The sequence below is a fragment of the Erwinia wuhanensis genome (genome assembly GCF_030484085.1).
Classification (GTDB): domain Bacteria; phylum Pseudomonadota; class Gammaproteobacteria; order Enterobacterales; family Enterobacteriaceae; genus Erwinia; species Erwinia aeris.
Map to the genome: position 1 here is coordinate 165,570 of NZ_JAUJUH010000001.1, position 20,677 is coordinate 186,246.

A 20,677-nucleotide genomic window follows, 5' to 3' on the forward strand; every position below is an offset into this window, starting at 1 on the left:
GCCTGCTTTTTTTAACGGGCGGTGAGGATACGTGGTAAACGATTTTGCAGCAGACGGCGCGCTGGCGCAGGCCATTCCAGGCTTTAAGCCACGCGAACCTCAGCGCCTGATGGCGGAGGCGGTCACAACGGCCATCGATAACAAGCGCGAGCTGGTAGTAGAAGCGGGCACCGGAACCGGCAAAACCTATGCCTATCTGGCACCGGCGCTGCGCTCGGGTAAAAAAGTCATTATTTCTACCGGATCTAAAGCGCTTCAGGATCAGCTTTACAGCCGCGATTTGCCTACGGTCGCCCGTGCATTAGCATTTAAAGGGAAACTGGCGCTGCTGAAAGGGCGCTCGAACTACCTCTGCCTGGAGCGGCTGGAGCAGCAGTCGATGGCGGGCGGCGAGCTGGCGGCACAGGCGATGAGCGATCTGGTGCACCTGCGCGGCTGGTCGAGCGAAACGGTGGACGGCGATATCAGCACCTGCGGCGGCGTGGCGGAAGACAGCCCGGTCTGGCCGCTGGTCACCAGCACCAATGACAACTGCCTGGGCAGCGACTGTCCTCTCTATCAGGACTGTTTCGTGGTGAAAGCGCGCCGCAAAGCGATGGACGCGGATGTGGTGGTGGTGAACCATCATCTCTTTCTGGCCGATATGGTGGTAAAAGAGAGCGGTTTTGCGGAGCTGATCCCGGAGGCGGACGTGATGATCTTTGATGAAGCGCATCAGGTGCCGGATATCGCCAGCCAGTACTTCGGCCAGCAGCTTTCCAGCAAGCAGCTGCTGGATCTCGCCAAAGACATTACCATCGCCTATCGCACCGAGGTGCGTGACGCCCAGCAGCTGCAAAAATCTGCCGATCGGCTGGCGCAAAGCGCGCAGGATTTCCGCCTGGCGCTGGGCGATCCCGGCTTTCGCGGCAATCTGCGGGAAGTCCTTAATAACGCCAATATTCAGCGCGCGCTGCTGCTGCTGGACGATGCGCTGGAGCTTTGTTATGACGTCGCGAAGCTGTCGCTGGGCCGTTCGGCGCTGCTGGATGCGGCCTTTGAACGGGCGGCGCTCTATCGCGGCAGGCTGAAGCGGCTGAAAGATGTCTCGCAGCCCGGTTTCAGCTACTGGTATGAGTGCAACAGCCGCCATTTTGTGCTGGCGCTGACGCCGCTGTCGGTATCGGATCGCTTCCGGGAAGTAATGGACGAGCGCCCAGCCAGCTGGATTTTCACCTCCGCCACGCTGGCGGTGAATGAGCAGATGACCCACTTTGTTGAAAGGCTGGGCGTCGCTGGCGCAGAAACGCTGATCCTTAATAGCCCGTTCGATTTCGCCAGCCAGGCGCTGCTGTGCGTGCCGCGCAATCTGCCTTCGCCCAATCAGCCCGGTGGCGCCAGACAGCTGGCGCGCATGTTGCTGCCGCTGATCGAGGCTAACAACGGCCGCTGCTTCTTCCTTTGTACCTCGCATCAGATGATGCGCGAGCTGGCCGAGCAGTTCCGCGCCATGCTGACGCTGCCCGTATTACTACAGGGAGAAACCAGCAAAGGCGAGCTGTTAAAACAGTTTATCGCGGCAGGCAACGCGGTGCTGGTGGCGACCAGCAGCTTCTGGGAAGGGGTGGACGTGCGCGGCGATGCGCTGTCGCTGGTCATTATCGACAAGCTGCCGTTTACCTCGCCTGACGATCCCTTGCTGAAAGCGCGCATGGAAGACTGTAAGCTGCGCGGCGGCGATCCGTTTGACGAGGTGCAGCTGCCGGACGCGGTTATCACGCTTAAACAGGGCGTCGGCCGCCTGATCCGCGACGTTGACGATCGCGGCGTGCTGGTGATCTGCGATAACCGCCTGGTGATGCGTCCCTACGGCGCGGTGTTTCTGAACAGCCTGCCGCCCACGCCGCGTACGCGGGATATTCAACAGGCGGTGGATTTCCTGCGGCCGCAGTAATTACCCGCGCAGTATGCTATGCTGCGCGCCGAAAATTTTGTCCCGCCTGAGGTAAAAATCCATGCGAATTTTAGCTATTGATACGGCCACCGAGGCCTGTTCGGTCGCGTTGCTGAATAATGGCAAGGTCACGGCGCATTTTGAGCTGTGCGCCCGCGAACATACGCAACGTATCCTGCCGCTGGTGCAGGCGCAGCTGCAACAAGAAGCGCTGACCCTGAACGAACTGGACGGACTGGCCTTCGGTAAAGGGCCGGGCAGCTTTACCGGCGTCCGTATCGGAACCGGCATCGCGCAGGGGCTGGCTTTGGGCGCGGCGCTGCCGTTAATCGGCGTGTCGACGCTGAAGACCATGGCGCAGAGCGCCTGGCGTTTACAGGGCGCCGATCGCGTGCTGGCCGCGATAGATGCGCGTATGGGCGAAGTGTACTGGGCACAGTATCAGCGCGACGAGCAGGGCGTCTGGCAGGGAGAAGAGACCGAAGCGGTGCTCAAACCAGAGGACGCGCTGGCGCGTATGACGCAGCTGAACGGTAGCTGGGCGATGGTGGGAACCGGCTGGCAGGCGTATCCGCAGCTGAGCGCGGAGAGTACGCTGACCTTACAGGCGACCGAGGTAACGCTGCCCTGTGCGGAAGATATGATCCCGTTGGCGGCGCTTGAGCTGGCGGCAGGCAATACGGTGCTGCCGGAAGAGGCGGAACCGACCTACCTGCGCAACGAAGTCACCTGGAAAAAGCTGCCGGGCAGGGAATAAGTCTGGCCGCGCCGCGCCTTAAGCTGCGTGAAACGAGCCGGGCAGAGAAAAACTCAGCAACTAATTGGCCCGAAAGGAGTCAAAGTGACTAGTATCCCTGGAGAGTTTTTATGCGTAATAAACGGTTATTGCGGTCAGGTAGTTTGCTGTTAATCTCCCTGCTGCTGGCGGGCTGCGCCAGCGTGCCGGATTCCGTCAAAGGGCATTCGCCTACGCCGCAGCAGGATTTGGCGCGGGTGCTGAATGCGCCGCAGCTGTATGTCGGCCAGGAGTCGCGCTTTGGCGGCAAGGTGGTGAAGGTCACCAATCAGAACGGCTCGACCCGGCTGGAGATTGCCGCCATGCGGCTGGACGATTTTGCGCGTCCGCTGCTGGGCAGTCCGTCGATTGGCCGTATTTATGCGGATATCAACGGCTTTGTCGATCCTGTCGACCTCAATAATCAGATGGTGACGGTTGTCGGTACGATCAAAGGCACGGAAAAGGGCGAAATCGGCCAGGCGAGCTACCAGTTTGTCACGGTCGCCGTGACGGGCTATCAGCGCTGGCGCCTGACGCAGCAGGTTGTTTCACCGCAGCCGCCGATGGATCCCTGGATCTGGTATGGCCCGCCGCGCGGTCGCCATCGTGGCGGCTACTGGGGCCCGCCGCCGGGAATGATGTTCTATAATCCAGGGCCAGCGGAAGTGCAAACTATCCTGACCGAATAGCGCTCAGACCGAGCGTTACAGACCCGACGGCTGGTTTCCGGCCGTCGGGTTATTTTTTGGCTTCTCAAAACGAGAAGAAATTAGTGATATGCTTCGCAACCTCAAAACGGAACGGGCCAGCAAACTGGTACGCTGAGTTAATATAATGTTAACAGATGGAGCAGTTAAGAGGTTGTGATGACGACAACGTTGAGTTTCCGAGGTGTTTCCTTGAATAAGGTTTGGCTGAACCGCTACCCTGCAGATGTTCCCGCAGAAATCGATGCCGATCGTTATCCTTCCCTGATCGATCTTTTCGAACACGCCGCTAACCGCTATGCCGACAGGCCCGCCTTTATGAACATGGGCCAGGCGATGACCTATCGTAAACTGGAAGAGCGCAGCCGGGCTTTCGCCGCCTATCTCCAGCAGGGACTGGGACTGAAAAAGGGCGATCGCGTCGCGCTGATGATGCCCAACCTGTTGCAGTATCCGATTGCGCTGTTTGGCGTTCTGCGTGCAGGCATGATTGTTGTTAACGTCAATCCACTCTATACGCCGCGCGAGCTGGAGCACCAGCTTAACGACAGCGGCGCCAGCGCCATCGTCATCGTGTCAAACTTCGCCCATACGCTGGAAAAAGTGGTAGCGAAAACGCAGCTTAAGCACGTGATCCTGACCCGGTTGGGCGACCAGCTTTCCCCGGCTAAGGGCACGCTGGTTAATTTTGTGGTGCGCTATATCAAGCGGATGGTGCCGAAATACCATCTGCCGGGCGCTATCTCCTTCCGTCGCGTGCTGCAAGAAGGCTACCGGATGCAGTATGTCCGGCCTGCGATCGTGAACGACGATCTGGCTTTTTTGCAGTATACGGGCGGGACGACAGGCGTGGCGAAAGGGGCGATGCTGACCCATCGCAATATGCAGGCCAACCTGGAGCAGACCAAGGCGACCTATGGCTCGCTGCTGAAAGCGGGCGAAGAAACGGTAGTGACCGCCTTGCCGCTTTATCATATTTTCGCGCTGACGGTGAACTGCCTGCTGTTTATCGATCTGGGCGGGGCGAACCTGCTGATCACCAATCCGCGCGATATTCCGGGGCTGGTGAAAGAGCTGGCGAAAAACCGCTTTACCGCCATTACCGGCGTCAACACGCTTTTTAACGCGCTGTTGAACGACAAAGACTTCCAGCAGCTGGATTTTTCCAGCCTGTCGCTATCGGCGGGCGGCGGCATGGCCGTGCAGAAAGCCGTTGCCGAACGCTGGGAGAAGCTTACCGGTCATTATCTGCTGGAAGGTTACGGCCTGACGGAGTGTTCGCCGCTGGTTTCGGTGAATCCTTACGATATCCGTTACCACAGCGGCAGCATCGGCCTGCCGGTGCCGTCGACCGATATCCGCATCGTGGACGGCGAGGGTAACGAGGTAGCGCCGGGCGAACCGGGCGAGCTTTGCATTAAAGGGCCGCAGGTTATGCCGGGCTACTGGAATCATCCGCAGGCCACCGGCGAGGTGCTGAAAAACGGCTGGCTGCACAGCGGCGACATTGTTACCGTCGATGCGGAAGGATTTATTCGCATCGTCGATCGGAAAAAAGATATGATTCTGGTTTCCGGTTTTAACGTTTATCCTAATGAGATCGAAGATGTGGCTATGCTGCATCCCAAAGTGCGCGAGGCGGCGGCGGTAGGCGTTCCTGATGCGGTAGCAGGCGAGACGGTGAAGATCTGCGTGGTAAAAAAAGACGCCTCGCTGACCAAAGAAGAGTTAATCGCCCACTGTAAGAAGCATCTGACCGGATATAAAATTCCTAAGATTGTCGAATTCCGCGACGAGCTGCCGAAAACCAACGTCGGCAAAATTTTGCGCCGCGAGCTGCGCGACGCGTCGGCAAAAACGACGCCGTAGCCGTAGTCAGGCGCACGCCAGTAACTTCTACGCCGGTTAAGCCGGCGTTTTTATTGAACCACACTGAGGCACAAGAAGCCGCAGCGAGAGGATCACCTTGAATTACACCATGATAACCACCAACGAGGCGCTGGCCGAAGTGTGCCAGGCCGCCCGTCAGGTTCCCGCCGTGGCGCTGGACACCGAGTTTGTTCGCACCCGCACCTATTATCCCGGCCTTGGACTGATTCAGCTGTTTGACGGCGAGCGGGTTTCACTGATCGATCCGCTGCCCATCAGCGAATGGACGCCGTTTCGTGAGCTGCTCCTCGATCAAAACGTCATTAAATATCTGCACGCGGGCAGCGAGGATTTGGAAGTTTTCCTGCATGAGTATGGCGTGCTGCCGGAACCGATGATTGATACGCAAATCCTGGCTGCTTTCACCGGCCGGCCGCTCTCCTGCGGTTTTGCCACCATTGTGGAATCTTTTACCGGCATCGCGCTGGATAAGAGCGAATCGCGCACCGACTGGCTGGCGCGTCCGCTGACGGAAAAGCAGTGTCACTATGCCGCCGCGGACGTCTGGTATCTGCTGCCGATTGCGCAGAAACTGATGGCGGAAGCCGAAGCTGCCGGTCGGCTCGACGCCGCGCTGAACGAGTGTGGCCTGCTGTGTCAGCGTCGCCGTACCGTTGTGGTGCCGGAAGAGGCCTGGCGCGACATCGCCAATGCCTGGCAGCTGCGTCCTCGCCAGCTTGCCGCGCTGCGCCTGATGGCCGCATGGCGTCTGGAGCTGGCGCGTGAAAAAGACATGGCCGTGAATTTTGTGGTGCGGGAAGAGAACCTCTGGAAGGTGGCGCGGTATATGCCGGGTTCGCTGGGCGAACTGGATCACCTTGGCCTGGGCGGCCAGGAAATACGATTCCACGGCAAGGCGCTGGTGGCGATGGTGGCGCAGGCCAATGCGCTGCCGGAAAGCGAACTGCCAGAGCCGGTCGCTAACCTGATCGACAATCCCGCCTATAAAAAAGTCTTTAAAGCGCTGAAGGCACTAATGGCGGAAGCGGCGGAGAAAAACGGCGTCAGTCAGGAACTGCTGGCCTCGCGGCGGCAGATTAATCAGCTGCTGAACTGGCACTGGAAGCTGAAACCGATGGGGACGCCGGAGCTGCTCGACGGCTGGCGGGGCGATCTGCTGCGCGACGACATTCTGGCGTTGCTGGCAGATTATTAACGACGCGGGCTGCCCGCAGCCCTTTTCCCCTGCAAACAGGCAGGGGAAAGTCAGGCGTGGCAAAGGCTCATTTCGGGGTTTCTTCTGCCTCGGGCAGCGTCACGTTAAGCTCCAGAATGGAGATATCGTCATCTTTCTGATCCAGTTTAACGCTCAGCATTTCCGGATCGATCTTCACGTATTTGCAGATAACTTCCAGAATGTCTCTTTTCAGCTGCGGCAGATAGTGAGGCTCGGCGTCGCCCCTCCTGCGCTCCGCCACGATAATCTGCAGCCGTTCCTTGGCTATATTGGCTGTGCTTTTTTTACGGGATAAAAAGAAATCAAGTAAGGCCATGTTTTATCCCCCAAACAGGCGTTTCAGGAAACCCTTCTTCTCTTCTTCAATGAAGCGGAAGGGACGTTCTTCACCCAGAAGACGATCGACGGTATCGGCATAGGCTTTGCCCGCGTCGGAATCGATATCCAGAATGACCGGTTCGCCCTGGTTAGATGCGCGCAGCACGGACTGATCTTCAGGGATCACGCCCGCCAGCGGAATGCGCAGGATCTCCAGCACGTCTTCCATGCTCAGCATATCGCCGCGGCTAACGCGCCCCGGATTGTAACGGGTGAGCAGCAGATGTTCTTTAATCGGATCCTGACCGTTTTCCGCGCGGCGAGACTTGGAAGAGAGAATGCCGAGAATACGGTCGGAGTCGCGGACAGAGGAGACTTCCGGGTTGGTGGTGATAATCGCTTCGTCAGCGAAATAGAGCGCCATCAGCGCGCCGGTTTCAATACCCGCCGGTGAATCGCATACGATGAAATCAAACGCCATCGTGGCTAAATCGTTAAGCACTTTTTCCACGCCTTCGCGGGTCAGGGCATCTTTGTCACGCGTCTGTGAAGCAGGCAGGATAAACAGATTTTCAGTACGCTTATCTTTAATCAGCGCCTGATTAAGCGTGGCGTCACCCTGGATGACGTTAACGAAATCGTAGACTACCCGGCGCTCACAGCCCATGATCAGGTCGAGATTTCGCAGACCGATATCGAAATCGATCACGACGGTTTTTTTACCTTTCTGGGCTAAACCGGTAGCGATGGCCGCGCTGGACGTGGTTTTGCCCACGCCTCCTTTACCCGATGTAACAACAATAATGCGTGCCATATAATAATTTTCCTTAAGAAAAGAAAGGGCTCGTGAGCCTGGCTCAGTTCAGTGTCTGTATAGTCAGGGCGCCATCTTTTAAGCAAAGACGTGACGCTTTTCCAAAAAATTCAGCAGGGATTTGGTCCATAATCCAGTACTCACCGGCAATGGACACTAACTCTGCGGATAAATTCGTGCAAAAAATCTGGCAGTCGCGATCGCCGCCGGCCCCGGCTAAGGCCCGGCCGCGCATCATGCCATAGATATGGATATTGCCGTCGGCTATCAGTTCGGCACCCGCGCTGACGCTGCTGGTGACGATCAGGTCGCTGTTTTTCGCGTATATTTGCTGGCCAGAGCGAACGGGCGCGTTGATGACGCGCGTTCTGGCCGCCGGGATCTCAACGGGCTTAGCCGGCTCCGGCGCTTCAGGCGCGGGCTTTTGTTCTTTGCCTTCAGACAGCAGCGGCAGGCCGGCGCGCACAATCATGCGCTTGAGCGCCTCGTCTTTGCAGCCGCTGACGCCGACAATATGCAGGCCGGTCGACGCGATAGCCTGCTGCATCTGCCGCCAGTTAACCTCGCTGGTTAAGGTGGAAACATTCAGCACAACCGGCGCGTTTTTCAGGAAAGCGGGAGCCTGGCTGACTTTATCCTGAAGCGCCTGGCGCACCACATCCGCATCGTGGTGGTGTAAGTGAACTACAGACAGAGTAAAACTGCTGCCCTTTAACTCGATTGGCGTTTGTGACATCTGTCCCGCTCAGTCCTGTTATTTCAAATCCCGGCGAAATCTCCGTCAGAGTGACGGTTAATCGCGCCCGGACGATATTCCGAAGTTCAGCAAGCATGTTATAGTTACTGCTATATTCAGGCAAGCCACCGACCAGGTTAATTCGAGTAAAAAATATGTTTTGTGTGATCTACAGAAGTCCTAAACGTGACCAGACTTATCTTTATGTTGAAAAAAAAGACGATTTCTCGCGCGTGCCTGCTGAACTGCTTCAGGGATTTGGTAAACCCCAGCTGGCGATGGTCCTGCCGCTGGACGGCAGTAAACGCCTGGCCAATGCGGACCAGGCAAAAGTGAAAACGGCGCTGCTGGAGCAAGGTTATTATTTACAGGTGCCGCCGCCGATGGAAAGTCTGCTTAAGATGCATCTGGGAAAAGGTAAAAAAGATTAATTAGGAATCATCTGCAAGCTATTTTCCCACCGCTTTTCTTCCCGCCGGATATTATTGACGGCGGGAAGCACGTAAAAAGGGCCTTTTATGAAGCAACCTCTCTTCACCACGCTTATTTTTTCCCTGCTGCTGGCCGGCTGTGCCAGCAAGAACAGTAAAGCCCTTGAGAAAAAAAACGCCGCGCCGGCGCAGCAGAAAACCACGCTGGCCGCAACCGGGCGCGATCCGGCGGAGTTTCCCGCCTATGTCGAGGAGCTTAAGCGCCAGGCGCGGGAGCAGGGCATAGATGCCGCCACTATCGACACTGCCTTCAGCAATATTCATTTCGTCGACCGCGCTATTTCTGCCGACCGTAACCAGTTAGAAAAGAAAGTCACGCTGGACGACTATCTGACGCGCGTGCTGCCGGAATGGAAAAAGCAGCGTGCGCGCGAAAACTTCCAGCAGTATTTGCCGCAGCTGCAAACGGCCAGCCAGCGTTATGGCGTGCAGCCGGAATATATAGTGGCGCTTTGGGCGATGGAAAGCAGCTTCGGCAAAATCCAGGGAAAAGAAGAGATCGTCTCTGCGCTCTCTACGCTGGCTTTTGAAGGACGCCGCGAAGCCTTCTTCACTAAAGAGCTGATGGCGGCGCTGCGGATTATTCAGCAGCAGCATATCAGCGCGGCGCAGATGAAGGGCTCCTGGGCTGGCGCGATGGGGCAGAATCAGTTTATGCCTTCTTCTTTCCTGCGCTACGGCGCGGACGGCGACGGCGACGGGCAAATCGATATCTGGAATAACGTGGAGGATGTGTTTGCTTCTACGGCCAACTATCTGGCAACGGAAGGCTGGAAGCCCGGCGGGCGCTGGGGCCAGGAGGTGATCCTGCCGGTCGATTTTGCTAAAGCGCAGGCAGGGCTGAAAACCGACCAGGCGAAATCGGTTGGCGACTGGCAAAAACTGGGCGTACGCTTCAGCGATGATGCGCCGCTGCCGGATAATGCGCAGCGCAGCTGGATTATTTTGCCCGACGACGCGCCGGGCCGGGCCTTTATGGTTTACGACAACTTCCGCGTCATTATGCACTGGAACCGATCATATTATTTCGCCATCAGTATCGGCATGATGGCCGACGCCATTTCTCAACAGGATGTGGTCCACTGACCACTCACGCAAACAGGCAGGGGAACAGTATGTATCAGCATCATAACTGGCAGGGCGCTTTATTAGATTACCCGGTGAGCAAAGTGGTCTGCGTAGGCAGCAACTATGCAAAACATATTAAAGAGATGGGCAGCGCGACGCCTGCTGAGCCTGTCCTGTTTATCAAGCCGGAAACCGCGCTGTGCGATCTTCGTCAGCCGCTGTCGATCCCGAAAGATCTGGGCGCGGTGCATCATGAAGTTGAGCTGGCAGTGTTGATTGGCGCCACGCTGAAACAGGCAACGGAAGAGCACGTGGCGAAAGCTATTGCAGGCTACGGCGTGGCGCTGGATTTAACGCTGCGTGACGTGCAGGCCGGCTGTAAAAAAGCGGGACAGCCGTGGGAAAAAGCGAAAGGCTTCGACAATTCCTGCCCGGTTTCCGGTTTTATTGCCGCCAGCGAGCTGGGCGCCGATCCGCAGGATATCGAGCTAAAGCTGATCGTCAATGGCGAAGTGCGTCAGCAGGGTTCCACTGCGGATATGATCCATAAAATCCTGCCGCTGATTGCCTATATGAGTAAGTTCTTCACGCTGCGCGCGGGCGATATTATCCTGACCGGCACGCCTGAAGGCGTTGGCCCGATGTCCTCTGGCGATACGCTGGAAGTGTCGCTGGGCGGACGCGGCGTGGCGACGCGCGTGCTGTAAGACTTGCAACTCAGGCCCGAACTGTTTATAAGGTGCGGGCTTTTAACTAAACAGGACAGCAAAATGAGTGATACCCCTTTCTGGCAGCAAAAGACGCTGGAGCAAATGAGCGATGAGGAATGGGAATCCCTGTGCGACGGCTGTGGCCAGTGCTGTCTGAACAAGCTGCAGGATGCCGATACGGATGAAATCTACTTCACTAACGTCGCCTGCAATCAGCTGAATATTAAAACCTGCCAGTGCCGTAACTACGAACGCCGCTTTGAGCTGGAAGAAGACTGTATCAAGCTGACGCGCGATAACCTGCCGACGTTTTCCTGGCTGCCGCCGAGCTGTGCTTACCGGGTGCTGGCCGAAGGCAAGAATCTGCCCGTCTGGCATCCGTTGCGCAGCGGCAGCAAGGCGGCGATGCACGCGGCACGTATTTCTGTTCGCCATATTGCCGTACGCGAAAGCGAAGTGCAGGACTGGGAAGATCACATCATCAATAAGCCGCGCTGGTACGGTAAATAGACTGATTTGAAAGGATTAGCTTAGCTTGCGCTGCTCTGGAGCATGGGTGGGGCATCGCGAGTGAATTTGGCCTTTAAAAGGCCAGTCTGATCCACGCTGTTTTTGCTTATCTGTTTGCCGTTGATCTTGCTGAAACCACTGAGACGCGGCATTTCTCTCGCTATGGCAGACATCCCGAACCTTTATGCGCCGGACAGATGCAAACGCCTGTCAAATTACTAATCAGCCATAAAACCCGGCTCATGATAATTTTCTGGCTGGGGCAGGGGCTTGCGCCCCTGTTCATCAAAAGTAATGCTTAAACAGCAGCTCTTTCACCATAAGCGTTGATATGGCAAACATAACAAAAAGAATAGCGGTTTCTTTTTGCGTTATTTTATTTGCGCTAAAAATATAAGAAAGTACGATAGCGGGCATAATAAAATAACGTCCCTGGATACCTATCACCCTCGTGGTTGGGAATGGGCTATATTGAATAAGCAAAGCGAAAAAAATCAGAATAACGCTGGCAGAAAATCCCGCCAGGATGGCTATGTAGCATGATTTTTTATAAAGCGGCTTGAATTCTTTTAATGCCATAATGACAAGCGTAACTAACAGCACAACAAACAGCCTGAATACCCATTCCGGCAAAGGCACATCCAGCCAACCCAGCACACCAACAAACTGATGAGCAAATGAGTTGATGAAAAAGGGATCAAACATTGTTCCAAAAATGATGTTTATCATCTCTATAGGGTGGTGCAGGTAATGCGAAAATATTCCGGCATTCGAGATGCCGCTATGCCTCACTCCGCCATCGTTGGTATGCAAAATCGCTATCACTGTCCAGGCGATGATGGGTAAGGCTGTAGCTAATGAATATAATAGGTGTTTTTTATTGCCGGTGATAAATGTGAGGCTGAATGGCAGGATAAGCAGCGCAGCAAGATTGGGCTTACAGGTGCCGACAATAAATATAAGAGAATAGATAAGAACGGTTTGCCATCTATGTGTGCTGGCTTCTGCATCCTGCTTTATCAGTGCAGCGTACAGAGACATGATAAGGAAAGTAAGAGCAATTACCGTTCCGTCTATGCTGGCGGAGGAGAACTGGAATACACTCATGGGCAAAGCCATAACGGCTATAGCCAGCGCCGGTATAGGGTAAATTCTCCATGCCAGGAAAATTATAAGCATACTCGAGATGAACGTGATTATTCTCGCAAGCATGTAGGTGTTATATATACTCATGCCTGAAGCTTTACCGGTAATTAACGCTATTGATTGAGGTATGTATATGGCTGGAAAATAAAGCGAAACATTCGGCGCTTTCAGGTACTGCTTTTTATCGCCCCAGTTAAGTGACTTTGATTGGTTAATTTGCCCGGCCATTGATATCTTATTTTTATCGAAGCCGAGCATAGTAAACAGGCTCATAAACTCAACATAAGCACTGTCCAGGGTTGTACCGGTGATCCTTCCTTGCTCATTTTCAAGCAGGATTTCTCCTCGCGATAATGTATCGGCTCTTACGATGTGATAATGTTCATCAGGCGAAGACATCGGAGGATTCGATTTATTGATATAAAAAAAACATGCCAGCGCGGCTAAAAAGAGTAAAAGGCAATTTACCCTTTCGCCTTTTTTTATAAACCTATGAAGAAGTCCATTCATTTCCGTACCCCAAATATAAATTCAAGCCGTTACCGAGTGCTTTTTTACCATACTTAAATGATTTTTATAAGAAATTTATTGGTACATATCTGCGTGCCGCCCGGGCTGGTTTGACTTTCCGCTCGTTGATGCTGAGTCAACCTCGGCCCACTTTACCTCTCGCAATAAGTTACTGGCTATTTAGCCAATAGCTCTACCGCAGGCATCTGAACCGCTCACTTTAAAACAGCAATAAAACAGAAGGAATGGCGTGCCGTGATGAGAGGGGCCCGGGCTAAGGCAACGGGATTGTTTTGAAAAAGCTAATTGACCGATTGGCATTGCGGACAAAACCTCGCCGATCCTTGCTGCTGATTGCGTTCTCCTCCCGCTTAAACTGGAGCTACTCGTGAATCAGCGCAGGCGAGGCGTAAGAGCATCCTCTGCGCCAGCTGATAGCGAGACCGGCCTCTGGTTTGGCAGAGAAGGCCACATCCTCCAGCTACCAGGGTTAAACTGCTGTTACCTGACTACGCAGTTTAGGTTTTGCCTATCTCAATGAGAATCAGCACCGCCTGGATAAGTTGCGTCACTCTGCAAATAATCAGGGTATGACTACATACCGTGTGAGAGTGGGTTTCCATAACCCTTCAGCCCTGACTTTCAGGCAACTTGATGAAATATTGGAACAGCAGAGGTTCTGGAGAACAGCATCGCGCAGCGCTACGTTTCGTTATTTTATGGAATATGAATACGAATCAGAGGTACGCGATCTGTGTGAGGTTTGTGAACTTGCCTACTCCCAGGCCTGTAAGGTTAAAAAATGCCCTTTGGTCATGGTCGTCGAGGAGACGACCGAGGAAAAAACGCTTGCTAACATGCAGCAATAGCTGTCCTGCTGCGCACTCTAACGATAAGAGCGCAGACTGACTGCGGGACAGTTGTCCCGCTCTGTTTCTAAGCCCGGCTGTTATCCCCATTCCGTAAGATGAGCCGGCTTGCTTTTTAGCACGCTTAAAACAAGCTCACGACGCATTAACGTTGCGCTTCGTCATTTGGCCTTTTCACTGCTTCAGGGGCTGGCTTCAGGCCATTTCTGACCTTTCCATGGACTGATTGGGGTGTATGGTAGACGGCAATACGTTGTTAGCTGCCAAAATCAGCTCGCCGTCTGGCCTGACCGCACATTTGTGCCCAATACAGCCAGACGACGGCAATACGTTGTTGCAGTGCAAATCAGCCGTTCGCATAGTTTCACCCAAGAAAGTTAAACGAAAACAGCTTGTTAGTGAGCAGTCTGTCCACAGATATTCGCAAAGAACGACAAGGTAACCAGCGAGGTAGGGTAATTCGTCTGTTTCATTGGTGTTTTCTTAAATATCAAAATGTAATTTTTTGTTTCTTGCACCTTTGGGGTTATTCTTATTCCATTAGATAAATTATTATCCTTGAACGGAAAAAATCACGCGCCTTATATTTAAATTTGTACACGTCGGTGTGCTTGTATAATTTTTTATTAAGCGAAGCGGTTAACACTTTTGCAAATACAAAGATTTTATCTACTCTTAATTACGCAACACGAAATTCCCGGCGTAAAAGCCGGTTGCCAATTAACTAATGAAGTTTGTATTCAGGAGGAGATTATGGCTGAACATCGTGGCGGTTCTGGAAACTTTGCAGAAGACCGTGAAAAAGCTTCTGAGGCAGGTAAAAAAGGCGGTCAAAATAGCGGAGGTAATTTTGCTAACGACCGTGAAAAAGCATCAGAAGCAGGCAAGAAAGGGGGTGAGCATAGCCACGGCGGCGGACGCAAGTCTGAATAAAAGCGAACGGAAATTTATCGCTTAATACGCCAGCCCCGGCATTTAATGCCGGGGTTAAATTTATTTATACAGGTAAATTCTCTATCTGAACTTTATAAAAAGTGAAGTTATTAGTCTTTTTTATAGCCCTTATTTTGAGCCTGCTTACCCCGCCAGTATTCTTCCAGATAGGGTATAAGTTCAAAAAACAGTATTCCGGCCAGAACACAGGCAATATATGCGTCAGGTAAAGGATCGGCTCGCTGATGAAGATCGAAGCGGGCAGGCTCTGCGCCCAGGCCAGACAGCGCCAGAAACTGCGACCAGTGTCGCGAAATCACCAGCAACAGCGCCATTAACGGCACCATCTCCAGAAAACTGTGGATATGCTGCTCTACGGGCGATACGCGCCGGGTGGTTACGGCATAGCTGACATCCCACAATGCTGTCGCTTCGTGGCAGAAGAACATCACGATCATAAAGCCAATCACCAGCGCATTGATATCCAGGAAAAGCGCAGCGAGAAGCGGGGCGCCCATCTCCAGAAACATCAGAAGATGAATAAAGGTTTCTTTCAGCCCGGCGGTAGTCTCTATGTTTGTGGCTCTGTGGCATAAATAGTCGGCGAAACCGGCAATAAGCCAGACGGGCAGCACAAAATAAAGCAGCACCATCATCTGCGGATCAAAATTTTGCATGGCGACGGCTCATCGGTGTAAGAATGCATAAAGCATAGCCATACAAAACAGAGATGCCAGAATAATGCGCTGTTTCCGGAGTAATGACAGGTTTGCATTATTTCTGAGGTAGGGCAGAAAAGTCGGCTAATTAAACTCAGGGTGCGCCGCGCTAAACGCTAAGTAAGCTATTATTCAGTAGACGTTGATGCCGCTCCAGGTATTGCCCGCAGTTTACTCAATAAGGAACACCAGATGCTCACTTCTACAATGGATAATTATATTCGCAAGGTAAAAATGAAACCGATCCTTCTTTCCATGCTTGCCGTGGCACTTGCTTTGCCACAGCTTGCTTTGGCGGATATTAAATGCGGGCCTTTTCGTCTGGCCGGGCAGACGGCGAACGGCAGTTGGGCGACCGTGGACGGCGTAAAAACCCGCAGGCAGCAGGTCAGCTGGCTGCAGCAGAAAGGCGATGTCGACAATGTGAAAATGCACTGGACCGTGGCTGCTACCAAATTTCAGGGCGATTACGGGATGACATACCTGAATAAGGCGGGTAGCGCCACGCTTGACGTTGAGGTATTGCGCAGCAGCCGCAGCCAGATAAAAATTTCCGGCTCGTACGACTGTCGTAAGATCGATTAGCGTCTGGCATCCGTCAAGGGCAGTGCGCTACCGGCTTGATTTCCTTTGCTATGCTTAAAATCTTTACCCTTAACCGGGAGGTAAAGCGTTATGCATCGCAGAGAGTTTATCGGTTGCGGAGGCGCACTGGTCGCCCTTTCGCTTATGTCTTCCACACCTGCCGCCGCAGCGGCCTCCGAAGCTTCGACACCGCCTCAGCTTGATAAACCCGTTCTGAAACTGAAAGGGATCGCTATTGGCGAAGGTCAGCCCAAAGTAATTATCCCAACCACTGCCAGCAGCGAAAAGGCGGTTTTAGCCTTCGTTGATAAGATTGCGGACAGAAGCGATTTTCATATGCTGGAGCTAAGGCTCGATCCGCTGGACAACGTTGACGATACCGACGCGATGGCGGCTTTAACGCGGCAGGTGTTCTCGCGTCTTGGCGACAAGCTATTGCTGCTGACGTTTCGCACCAAAGCCGAAGGCGGCAAGAAAGCCATCAGCGATCGGAAGTATGCCGCGCTGTATCACGCCTTACTGACGGCTGGCCAGTTCGATCTGCTGGATATTGAAATGTACCGCGACAGCACGCTGACCGATCCGCTGATCGGGCTGGCGCATCAACAGGGTAAACATATCATTCTCTCCAGCCATGAGCTGCACGCTACGCCTTCCGCTCAGGAAATTATTGCCCGCCTGAGCGAGCAGCAGCGGCGCGGCGCGGATGTGTTGAAGCTGGCGGCGATGCCGAAAGGCCCGGAAGACGTGCTGACCCTGCTTAACGCTACGCTGGATATGCATCAGCATTATGCGCAGCGCCCGCTGTTAACGATGTCGATGGGTGAAACGGGCGTGCTGTCACGTATGAGCGGAGAACTGTCCGGTTCAGCGCTGACTTTCGCTATGTTTGGCGACGCTTCGGCGTCGGGGCAGGTTGACGTACAGGATCTGGGAAAGGTGCTGGAGGTGGTACATAAAGGAATGCGTTCATAAGGCAGCTACAGGCACATCCTGACGTTCTGAGCAGATCGTTTCCGATGCGGCCTGTAGCCTGGGGGCGGGACGCAAAGCGTCGCCACCCCGTACTGTATTAAGCGGTGACGGTGACCACTGAGACGTTCGTGGTTACCTGGTTGGTGGTCACGGTGGCGTCCACGGCACCGACCTGTCCCTTGATCACGCAGCGATACTGGCCGGCATCGGCGGTAGTCACGGCTGCTTTGCTCCAGGTGGCGCTTTTCGCATTGGCGATATTCGTCCAGGTAGTGCCGTTGGTCGACTTCTGCCACTGCCAGGTTGCGGCATCCTTAGCCGCAACGGTCAGGTTTAACGTGCCGCCCGCCGCGACGGAAACCGTGGCTGCCGGCTGGGTGTCAATCTGCGGCGTAAAGGCGTAATAAGGCATCGCGTATTCAATTCCGTTGATGTTAATGCGCATCCACTGCCGCGGTTTAGATTGCTCAACCGGCACGGTAGTCGAGGCCTGGGAGCGAGTGCTGATCCCGGCAACATCATCCTGTGCGCCAAAACCGGCCAGGCCGTTGTTCATCGACATCCGCGCCTGCGCCGCCACGCCGCCTTCCGGCGCTGCGCTCTGCGTCACGCCGCTTGGCGTAAACCTTGCCCAGCTGCCGTTATCCTCGCGCATTTCACCTGTGCCGCGAACGTGCACACCATATTCGGCAATGGTATCAGGCAGCTTGACCCACAGGCCCGGCAGGATATCGTTAAAATCCTGAGGGATATACTGCACTTCGCTAATACCCGGCGTGCCTTCCATCCAGTAGCTTACTGCCGGAACCGAGCCCGCGCCACGCGCTACGTGGATATGCAGCGTACCGGCTGCACGGTCGTTCTGGATCGGCATGGCGGTGTCGCCACCGATGCCGCCGTAGGTACTGCGGCAGTCCACCTCAATTTTCCAGTGGCTGCCGGTTTTCGGCATCCGAAACGTACCGATATTCAACCAGCGCTGGCTGCTGTCAATGGTGCCGCGCAGCACGCCGCTCAGCCACTGCGCGCGCAGCGGATGGTCCAGATAGGTGCCGCTGTTTTGAAACAGCGACATGCCCATTTCATACCCGGAGAGTCTGGCGACAATATCGCTGCCGTCCGGGTTTTTCGGATAGCTGAACCAGGTTGCGCTGCCTGGCGCAGAAGTGCGGTCGTACTCCACGCCGGTCGGATTTGACCATTGCGACATAATAACGCGTGAATTAAAGAACACGGCATCGTAGGTAGAGGACTCAATGCTCAGCGCTTCAATCAGCCACTGGCCGTTGTTGATATCCATCGGAACGGCGCTGTGTTCGATCCAGCCGTTACGGATCAGGCCCTGACCATGACGAGGGATCCAGATAGCCGGCGCGTAGCAGTACTGGAAGTTAAATTCCGTAAGCTCAATCGCCGTGGAGTGATCCCAGGCGCCGGACGGACGGTTGCTCCAGCCTACCTTAATCACCGGGCCCGCCACGCGGCTGCAGTAAATCTGGGTGAATTTACTGTCAAGACTGTCGAGGTAGTAAATCGCCGCTTCACCGGTATTGCTGGCTTTAAAGTAGGAGACGTTGGCAAAGGTGCCGCCCACGCATTCGTTAGTGATAAACGGCTGTTTATTGGAGGCGGTATCGTTAAACACGCCCACCGTTGCGCCAATCAGCATATTGGTTTTTTCGTCCTGCTTCACCGTTTGCTGGCCTTCCCACTCAATGCCGTAGATGGAAAAGTAGCGGTGGTTCAGCGCCAGCACGGCCGAAGCGGATTTGTCAGAGATAATACGCGTGCCGATCTGCTTACCGAAGCTGGTGGTCACGCCGCGCATCACGAAATCGCCGGCGGCGAAGTAGCCGCTTGGGTTATAAGGCAGTTCCGAATGGTTGGCCGGGATTTTGTCGCCATAGGTGCGCAGGTCGAGCGGCTTAACCAGGTAGGTGCCCGTGCCGAAACGGATACCGACTTTGCTGGAAAGGCCGTCGGTAAAGCCGCGGGCGAAGCTGCCGGTCATAAATTCATACATCGCCTTAACGGCAGGCGCGCAGTCAACCTTGCCGCCCGGTACGGCGCCGAAGTCATGAACGGTTAACGCTTCAATATCGCTGTCGCGACGCCAGTGGTACGCGCCGCCGTTGCTGGCGATAAAGCCGCCGTCGTCCGCCGCCGCGACCAGATAACCGGTAAACCAACCTTCGCCGAAGGTGACAGAGCGGTCGCCGGCAGCGCGGGCATTCCAGGAGCTCAGGAAAACGCGTTCGCCTTCAGCGGCAGGTTTGCGAGCACGCAGCGCGGCGAATGAAGCAACTTCATTAAAAATCAGTGTATCAGCCATAATGTTTCCATCCTTTGTTAGTGAGTTTTTAACTGTATGTTTATACAGTAACTGCACTGTATTCCTTTGGTGAAGAATTGGCAATAGTGTTTTTTATTATTTATTTCATATATTTACGCGATTAACTCGTTACGATTTAATAAGCGGCGTGATATTAACTTAACAATATTTCTTATGTTTTAAGCAGGTTAAAAAAGGGGAGGTAAACGGTGAAATGACGTTCTGAACCCGGCCTGGCTTTAAGGTGCCGGAGGGAGAAAGACAAAAAAATCCCCTGAGCGCGTGACTTCAGGGGAGGCGGGTTCAGGACTGAGGCTGACCGACAGGGCCGCTGCCGCCCGGTGCGCCCGGAGGCTGCTGTCCACTCGGCGGCGCCGGCGGCGGGCTGTGCGTATCATTGGCGCCCCAGTGGGCGCAGCCGGAGAGTAGCGTAACGGAAAAAGCAAAGGAGAGGGCTAACGCAATGTTTTTCATAGTTTCCCTTTTCGCATCGAAGTATGCCTAAAGCGTAGCCGCCTTGTTAAGGGCTGACAACGCGGCGTGTGGGAAAAGGCAAAGCCCGGCCGCCCGCAGACAACGGGCACGACCGGGAGAAGGAGAGCGTTTAGCGGGAAAAAAGATCGCGTTTTTTCGGCGTGAAAAACTGCGCAAGCAGCACCAGCAGGGCGACAACGAGGTAGGCGGCAAAGATAATCGTCATCCACTGCGGCATACCCAGCGAAAACAGCGACCACTGATTTTCCGCACAGTCGCCCGTCGCAACGAATACCGACGGCAGCCACTTATCAAGAGGCAGCCACTGCGGGAAGCGGGCGGCGAAATCACAGGTGGTAAAAGGATTCGGATGCAGCTGGATCATCGTATGCTCCCATGCCAGACGCACGCCTTCCACGGCGCTATAGATCCAAATCAGGATCGCCACCCAGCGCAACGGCGTTTTGGGGGCAATAGCGCCCACCAGCGCAGCGCCAAGAATACCGAACAGGGCGCAGCGTTCGTAAATACACATCACGCAGGGCTTTAGCAGCATCACGTGCTGGAAATAGAGCGCAACCATCTCCAGAGCAAAAGCCGTCAGCGCCATCAGCAACCAGGCGCCGCGACCACGAGAACGGCTATTAAAATAGTGCAACATAATCAATCCCTGTAATAAGCGTTGAACCGGCAGTGTAAACCAAAAGGGCTGCCGTGCCAGCCACTATGCGGTAAATTTACGCTGCTGAATACGGCGCGGCTTAGCCGCTGTGTAAAAAAATGTATCGCTTCGACGGCGCGCTGAAAGCGGCCACGGCTTAATAACGTAAATCAAGGGCTTAATTTCAGGAGAAATGCGATTTCGGCAGCGTTTTACGCTTTCGTCAGTCTAGGTGACGGCTAAGCCATCTGGTATGATGAGCCGAATTTTTGCAGCCCTGAACGCAACGGAAACAATACGCT

The 20,677-nt window shown here is 54.4% G+C and carries 21 protein-coding genes; 13 read left to right on the forward strand and 8 right to left on the reverse strand.

Going from position 1 to position 20,677, the window contains the following annotated elements; genetic code table 11:
* The first annotated feature begins 31 nt into the window (after positions 1-31).
* From yoaA to rnd, 5 genes are all read left to right on the forward strand, one after another.
* Positions 32-1,933 carry a DNA repair helicase YoaA gene (yoaA, locus tag QZH36_RS00765; protein ID WP_253453668.1) on the forward strand — a complete coding sequence of 634 codons (1,902 nt, stop codon included), beginning with the start codon at positions 32-34 and terminating at the stop codon, positions 1,931-1,933.
* A 61-nt stretch (positions 1,934-1,994) separates the two neighbouring features.
* A complete protein-coding gene (gene tsaB / locus QZH36_RS00770) occupies positions 1,995-2,690 on the forward strand; it encodes a tRNA (adenosine(37)-N6)-threonylcarbamoyltransferase complex dimerization subunit type 1 TsaB (protein WP_253453671.1) in 696 nt (231 codons plus the stop codon).
* Positions 2,691-2,800: 110 nt separating this feature from the next.
* Positions 2,801-3,400, forward strand: coding sequence for a Slp family lipoprotein (locus QZH36_RS00775; RefSeq protein WP_253453674.1), 600 nt, complete (start codon positions 2,801-2,803; stop codon positions 3,398-3,400).
* A 210-nt stretch (positions 3,401-3,610) separates the two neighbouring features.
* Complete coding sequence (fadD, locus tag QZH36_RS00780; protein WP_253453677.1) at positions 3,611-5,287, forward strand: long-chain-fatty-acid--CoA ligase FadD; 1,677 nt, start codon at positions 3,611-3,613, stop codon at positions 5,285-5,287.
* 109 nt (positions 5,288-5,396) lie between these two features.
* Positions 5,397-6,503, forward strand: coding sequence for a ribonuclease D (rnd, locus tag QZH36_RS00785; RefSeq protein WP_301729718.1), 1,107 nt, complete (start codon positions 5,397-5,399; stop codon positions 6,501-6,503).
* A 67-nt stretch (positions 6,504-6,570) separates the two neighbouring features.
* Here the strand turns inward: rnd and minE are convergent, their stop codons facing one another.
* From minE to minC, 3 genes are read right to left on the reverse strand one after another with little or no spacing between them, the layout of a single operon-like run.
* Complete coding sequence (gene minE, locus QZH36_RS00790) at positions 6,571-6,840, reverse strand: cell division topological specificity factor MinE (protein WP_253453681.1); 270 nt, start codon at positions 6,838-6,840, stop codon at positions 6,571-6,573.
* Positions 6,841-6,843: 3 nt separating this feature from the next.
* Positions 6,844-7,656 (reverse strand): septum site-determining protein MinD, encoded by an 813-nt coding sequence (gene minD, locus QZH36_RS00795; protein WP_125287791.1) that lies wholly within the window; start codon positions 7,654-7,656, stop codon positions 6,844-6,846.
* Positions 7,657-7,699: 43 nt separating this feature from the next.
* A complete protein-coding gene (gene minC / locus QZH36_RS00800; RefSeq protein ID WP_253453685.1) occupies positions 7,700-8,392 on the reverse strand; it encodes a septum site-determining protein MinC in 693 nt (230 codons plus the stop codon).
* 155 nt (positions 8,393-8,547) lie between these two features.
* Between minC and QZH36_RS00805 the strand changes: the two genes are divergently transcribed.
* The 4 genes from QZH36_RS00805 (at position 8,548) to ycgN (ending at position 11,171) form a co-directional block, all read left to right on the forward strand.
* Positions 8,548-8,823 carry a YcgL domain-containing protein gene (locus QZH36_RS00805; protein WP_301729459.1) on the forward strand — a complete coding sequence of 92 codons (276 nt, stop codon included), beginning with the start codon at positions 8,548-8,550 and terminating at the stop codon, positions 8,821-8,823.
* 87 nt (positions 8,824-8,910) lie between these two features.
* Positions 8,911-9,969: a lytic murein transglycosylase gene (locus QZH36_RS00810; protein WP_253453691.1), complete on the forward strand. Its 1,059-nt coding sequence runs from the start codon at positions 8,911-8,913 to the stop codon at positions 9,967-9,969.
* Positions 9,970-9,998: 29 nt separating this feature from the next.
* Positions 9,999-10,658 carry a fumarylacetoacetate hydrolase family protein gene (locus tag QZH36_RS00815; RefSeq protein ID WP_301252788.1) on the forward strand — a complete coding sequence of 220 codons (660 nt, stop codon included), beginning with the start codon at positions 9,999-10,001 and terminating at the stop codon, positions 10,656-10,658.
* A gap of 63 nt (positions 10,659-10,721) precedes the next feature.
* Positions 10,722-11,171: a cysteine cluster protein YcgN gene (gene ycgN / locus QZH36_RS00820; protein ID WP_253453697.1), complete on the forward strand. Its 450-nt coding sequence runs from the start codon at positions 10,722-10,724 to the stop codon at positions 11,169-11,171.
* A gap of 285 nt (positions 11,172-11,456) precedes the next feature.
* Here the strand turns inward: ycgN and QZH36_RS00825 are convergent, their stop codons facing one another.
* Positions 11,457-12,827 (reverse strand): DUF2142 domain-containing protein, encoded by a 1,371-nt coding sequence (locus QZH36_RS00825; protein ID WP_301729460.1) that lies wholly within the window; start codon positions 12,825-12,827, stop codon positions 11,457-11,459.
* Between the two features lie 590 nt (positions 12,828-13,417).
* On the opposite strand from QZH36_RS00825, the gene QZH36_RS00830 reads away from it, so the two are divergent.
* Both QZH36_RS00830 and QZH36_RS00835 read left to right on the forward strand, forming a co-directional pair.
* Positions 13,418-13,696 (forward strand): hypothetical protein, encoded by a 279-nt coding sequence (locus QZH36_RS00830; RefSeq protein ID WP_301729461.1) that lies wholly within the window; start codon positions 13,418-13,420, stop codon positions 13,694-13,696.
* 753 nt (positions 13,697-14,449) lie between these two features.
* Positions 14,450-14,629 (forward strand): con-10 family general stress protein, encoded by a 180-nt coding sequence (locus QZH36_RS00835; RefSeq protein WP_301252782.1) that lies wholly within the window; start codon positions 14,450-14,452, stop codon positions 14,627-14,629.
* Between the two features lie 110 nt (positions 14,630-14,739).
* On the opposite strand, the gene QZH36_RS00840 is transcribed toward QZH36_RS00835, so the two are convergent.
* Entirely contained in the window at positions 14,740-15,306 is a 567-nt protein-coding gene (locus QZH36_RS00840) for a diguanylate cyclase (protein WP_301729462.1), read from the reverse strand.
* Positions 15,307-15,540: 234 nt separating this feature from the next.
* Between QZH36_RS00840 and QZH36_RS00845 the strand changes: the two genes are divergently transcribed.
* Both QZH36_RS00845 and aroD read left to right on the forward strand, forming a co-directional pair.
* Positions 15,541-15,933, forward strand: a complete 393-nt coding sequence (locus QZH36_RS00845) for an STY1065/STY2022 family phage-derived protein (RefSeq protein ID WP_301729463.1) — start codon at positions 15,541-15,543, stop codon at positions 15,931-15,933.
* A gap of 90 nt (positions 15,934-16,023) precedes the next feature.
* A complete protein-coding gene (aroD, locus tag QZH36_RS00850; RefSeq protein ID WP_301729464.1) occupies positions 16,024-16,908 on the forward strand; it encodes a type I 3-dehydroquinate dehydratase in 885 nt (294 codons plus the stop codon).
* Between the two features lie 97 nt (positions 16,909-17,005).
* Here the strand turns inward: aroD and QZH36_RS00855 are convergent, their stop codons facing one another.
* The 3 genes from QZH36_RS00855 to dsbB form a co-directional block, all read right to left on the reverse strand.
* Positions 17,006-19,240 carry a putative phage tail protein gene (locus QZH36_RS00855; RefSeq protein ID WP_301252779.1) on the reverse strand — a complete coding sequence of 745 codons (2,235 nt, stop codon included), beginning with the start codon at positions 19,238-19,240 and terminating at the stop codon, positions 17,006-17,008.
* A gap of 303 nt (positions 19,241-19,543) precedes the next feature.
* The gene (locus QZH36_RS00860) at positions 19,544-19,714 is read right to left on the reverse strand and encodes a hypothetical protein (RefSeq protein ID WP_253453713.1); all 171 of its coding nucleotides are present in this window, start codon (positions 19,712-19,714) and stop codon (positions 19,544-19,546) included.
* 130 nt (positions 19,715-19,844) lie between these two features.
* On the reverse strand, positions 19,845-20,375 hold the full coding sequence (gene dsbB, locus QZH36_RS00865; protein ID WP_253453716.1) for a disulfide bond formation protein DsbB: 531 nt from the start codon (positions 20,373-20,375) through the stop codon (positions 19,845-19,847).
* Positions 20,376-20,677: the final 302 nt, after the last annotated feature.

Excerpts from the sequence above, each read along its gene's own strand:
- tsaB (WP_253453671.1), top strand. The coding sequence starts at position 1,995 with ATGCGAATTTTAGCTATTGATACGGCCACCGAGGCCTGTTCGGTCGCG.
- QZH36_RS00775 (WP_253453674.1), top strand. The coding sequence starts at position 2,801 with ATGCGTAATAAACGGTTATTGCGGTCAGGTAGTTTGCTGTTAATCTCC.
- rnd (WP_301729718.1), top strand. The coding sequence starts at position 5,397 with ATGATAACCACCAACGAGGCGCTGGCCGAAGTGTGCCAGGCCGCCCGT.
- minE (WP_253453681.1), bottom strand. The coding sequence starts at position 6,840 with ATGGCCTTACTTGATTTCTTTTTATCCCGTAAAAAAAGCACAGCCAAT.
- minD (WP_125287791.1), bottom strand. The coding sequence starts at position 7,656 with ATGGCACGCATTATTGTTGTTACATCGGGTAAAGGAGGCGTGGGCAAA.
- minC (WP_253453685.1), bottom strand. The coding sequence starts at position 8,392 with ATGTCACAAACGCCAATCGAGTTAAAGGGCAGCAGTTTTACTCTGTCT.
- QZH36_RS00805 (WP_301729459.1), top strand. The coding sequence starts at position 8,548 with ATGTTTTGTGTGATCTACAGAAGTCCTAAACGTGACCAGACTTATCTT.
- QZH36_RS00810 (WP_253453691.1), top strand. The coding sequence starts at position 8,911 with ATGAAGCAACCTCTCTTCACCACGCTTATTTTTTCCCTGCTGCTGGCC.
- QZH36_RS00815 (WP_301252788.1), top strand. The coding sequence starts at position 9,999 with ATGTATCAGCATCATAACTGGCAGGGCGCTTTATTAGATTACCCGGTG.
- ycgN (WP_253453697.1), top strand. The coding sequence starts at position 10,722 with ATGAGTGATACCCCTTTCTGGCAGCAAAAGACGCTGGAGCAAATGAGC.
- QZH36_RS00825 (WP_301729460.1), bottom strand. The coding sequence starts at position 12,827 with ATGAATGGACTTCTTCATAGGTTTATAAAAAAAGGCGAAAGGGTAAAT.
- QZH36_RS00830 (WP_301729461.1), top strand. The coding sequence starts at position 13,418 with ATGACTACATACCGTGTGAGAGTGGGTTTCCATAACCCTTCAGCCCTG.
- QZH36_RS00835 (WP_301252782.1), top strand. The coding sequence starts at position 14,450 with ATGGCTGAACATCGTGGCGGTTCTGGAAACTTTGCAGAAGACCGTGAA.
- QZH36_RS00840 (WP_301729462.1), bottom strand. The coding sequence starts at position 15,306 with ATGCAAAATTTTGATCCGCAGATGATGGTGCTGCTTTATTTTGTGCTG.
- QZH36_RS00845 (WP_301729463.1), top strand. The coding sequence starts at position 15,541 with ATGCTCACTTCTACAATGGATAATTATATTCGCAAGGTAAAAATGAAA.
- aroD (WP_301729464.1), top strand. The coding sequence starts at position 16,024 with ATGCATCGCAGAGAGTTTATCGGTTGCGGAGGCGCACTGGTCGCCCTT.
- QZH36_RS00855 (WP_301252779.1), bottom strand. The coding sequence starts at position 19,240 with ATGGCTGATACACTGATTTTTAATGAAGTTGCTTCATTCGCCGCGCTG.
- QZH36_RS00860 (WP_253453713.1), bottom strand. The coding sequence starts at position 19,714 with ATGAAAAACATTGCGTTAGCCCTCTCCTTTGCTTTTTCCGTTACGCTA.
- dsbB (WP_253453716.1), bottom strand. The coding sequence starts at position 20,375 with ATGTTGCACTATTTTAATAGCCGTTCTCGTGGTCGCGGCGCCTGGTTG.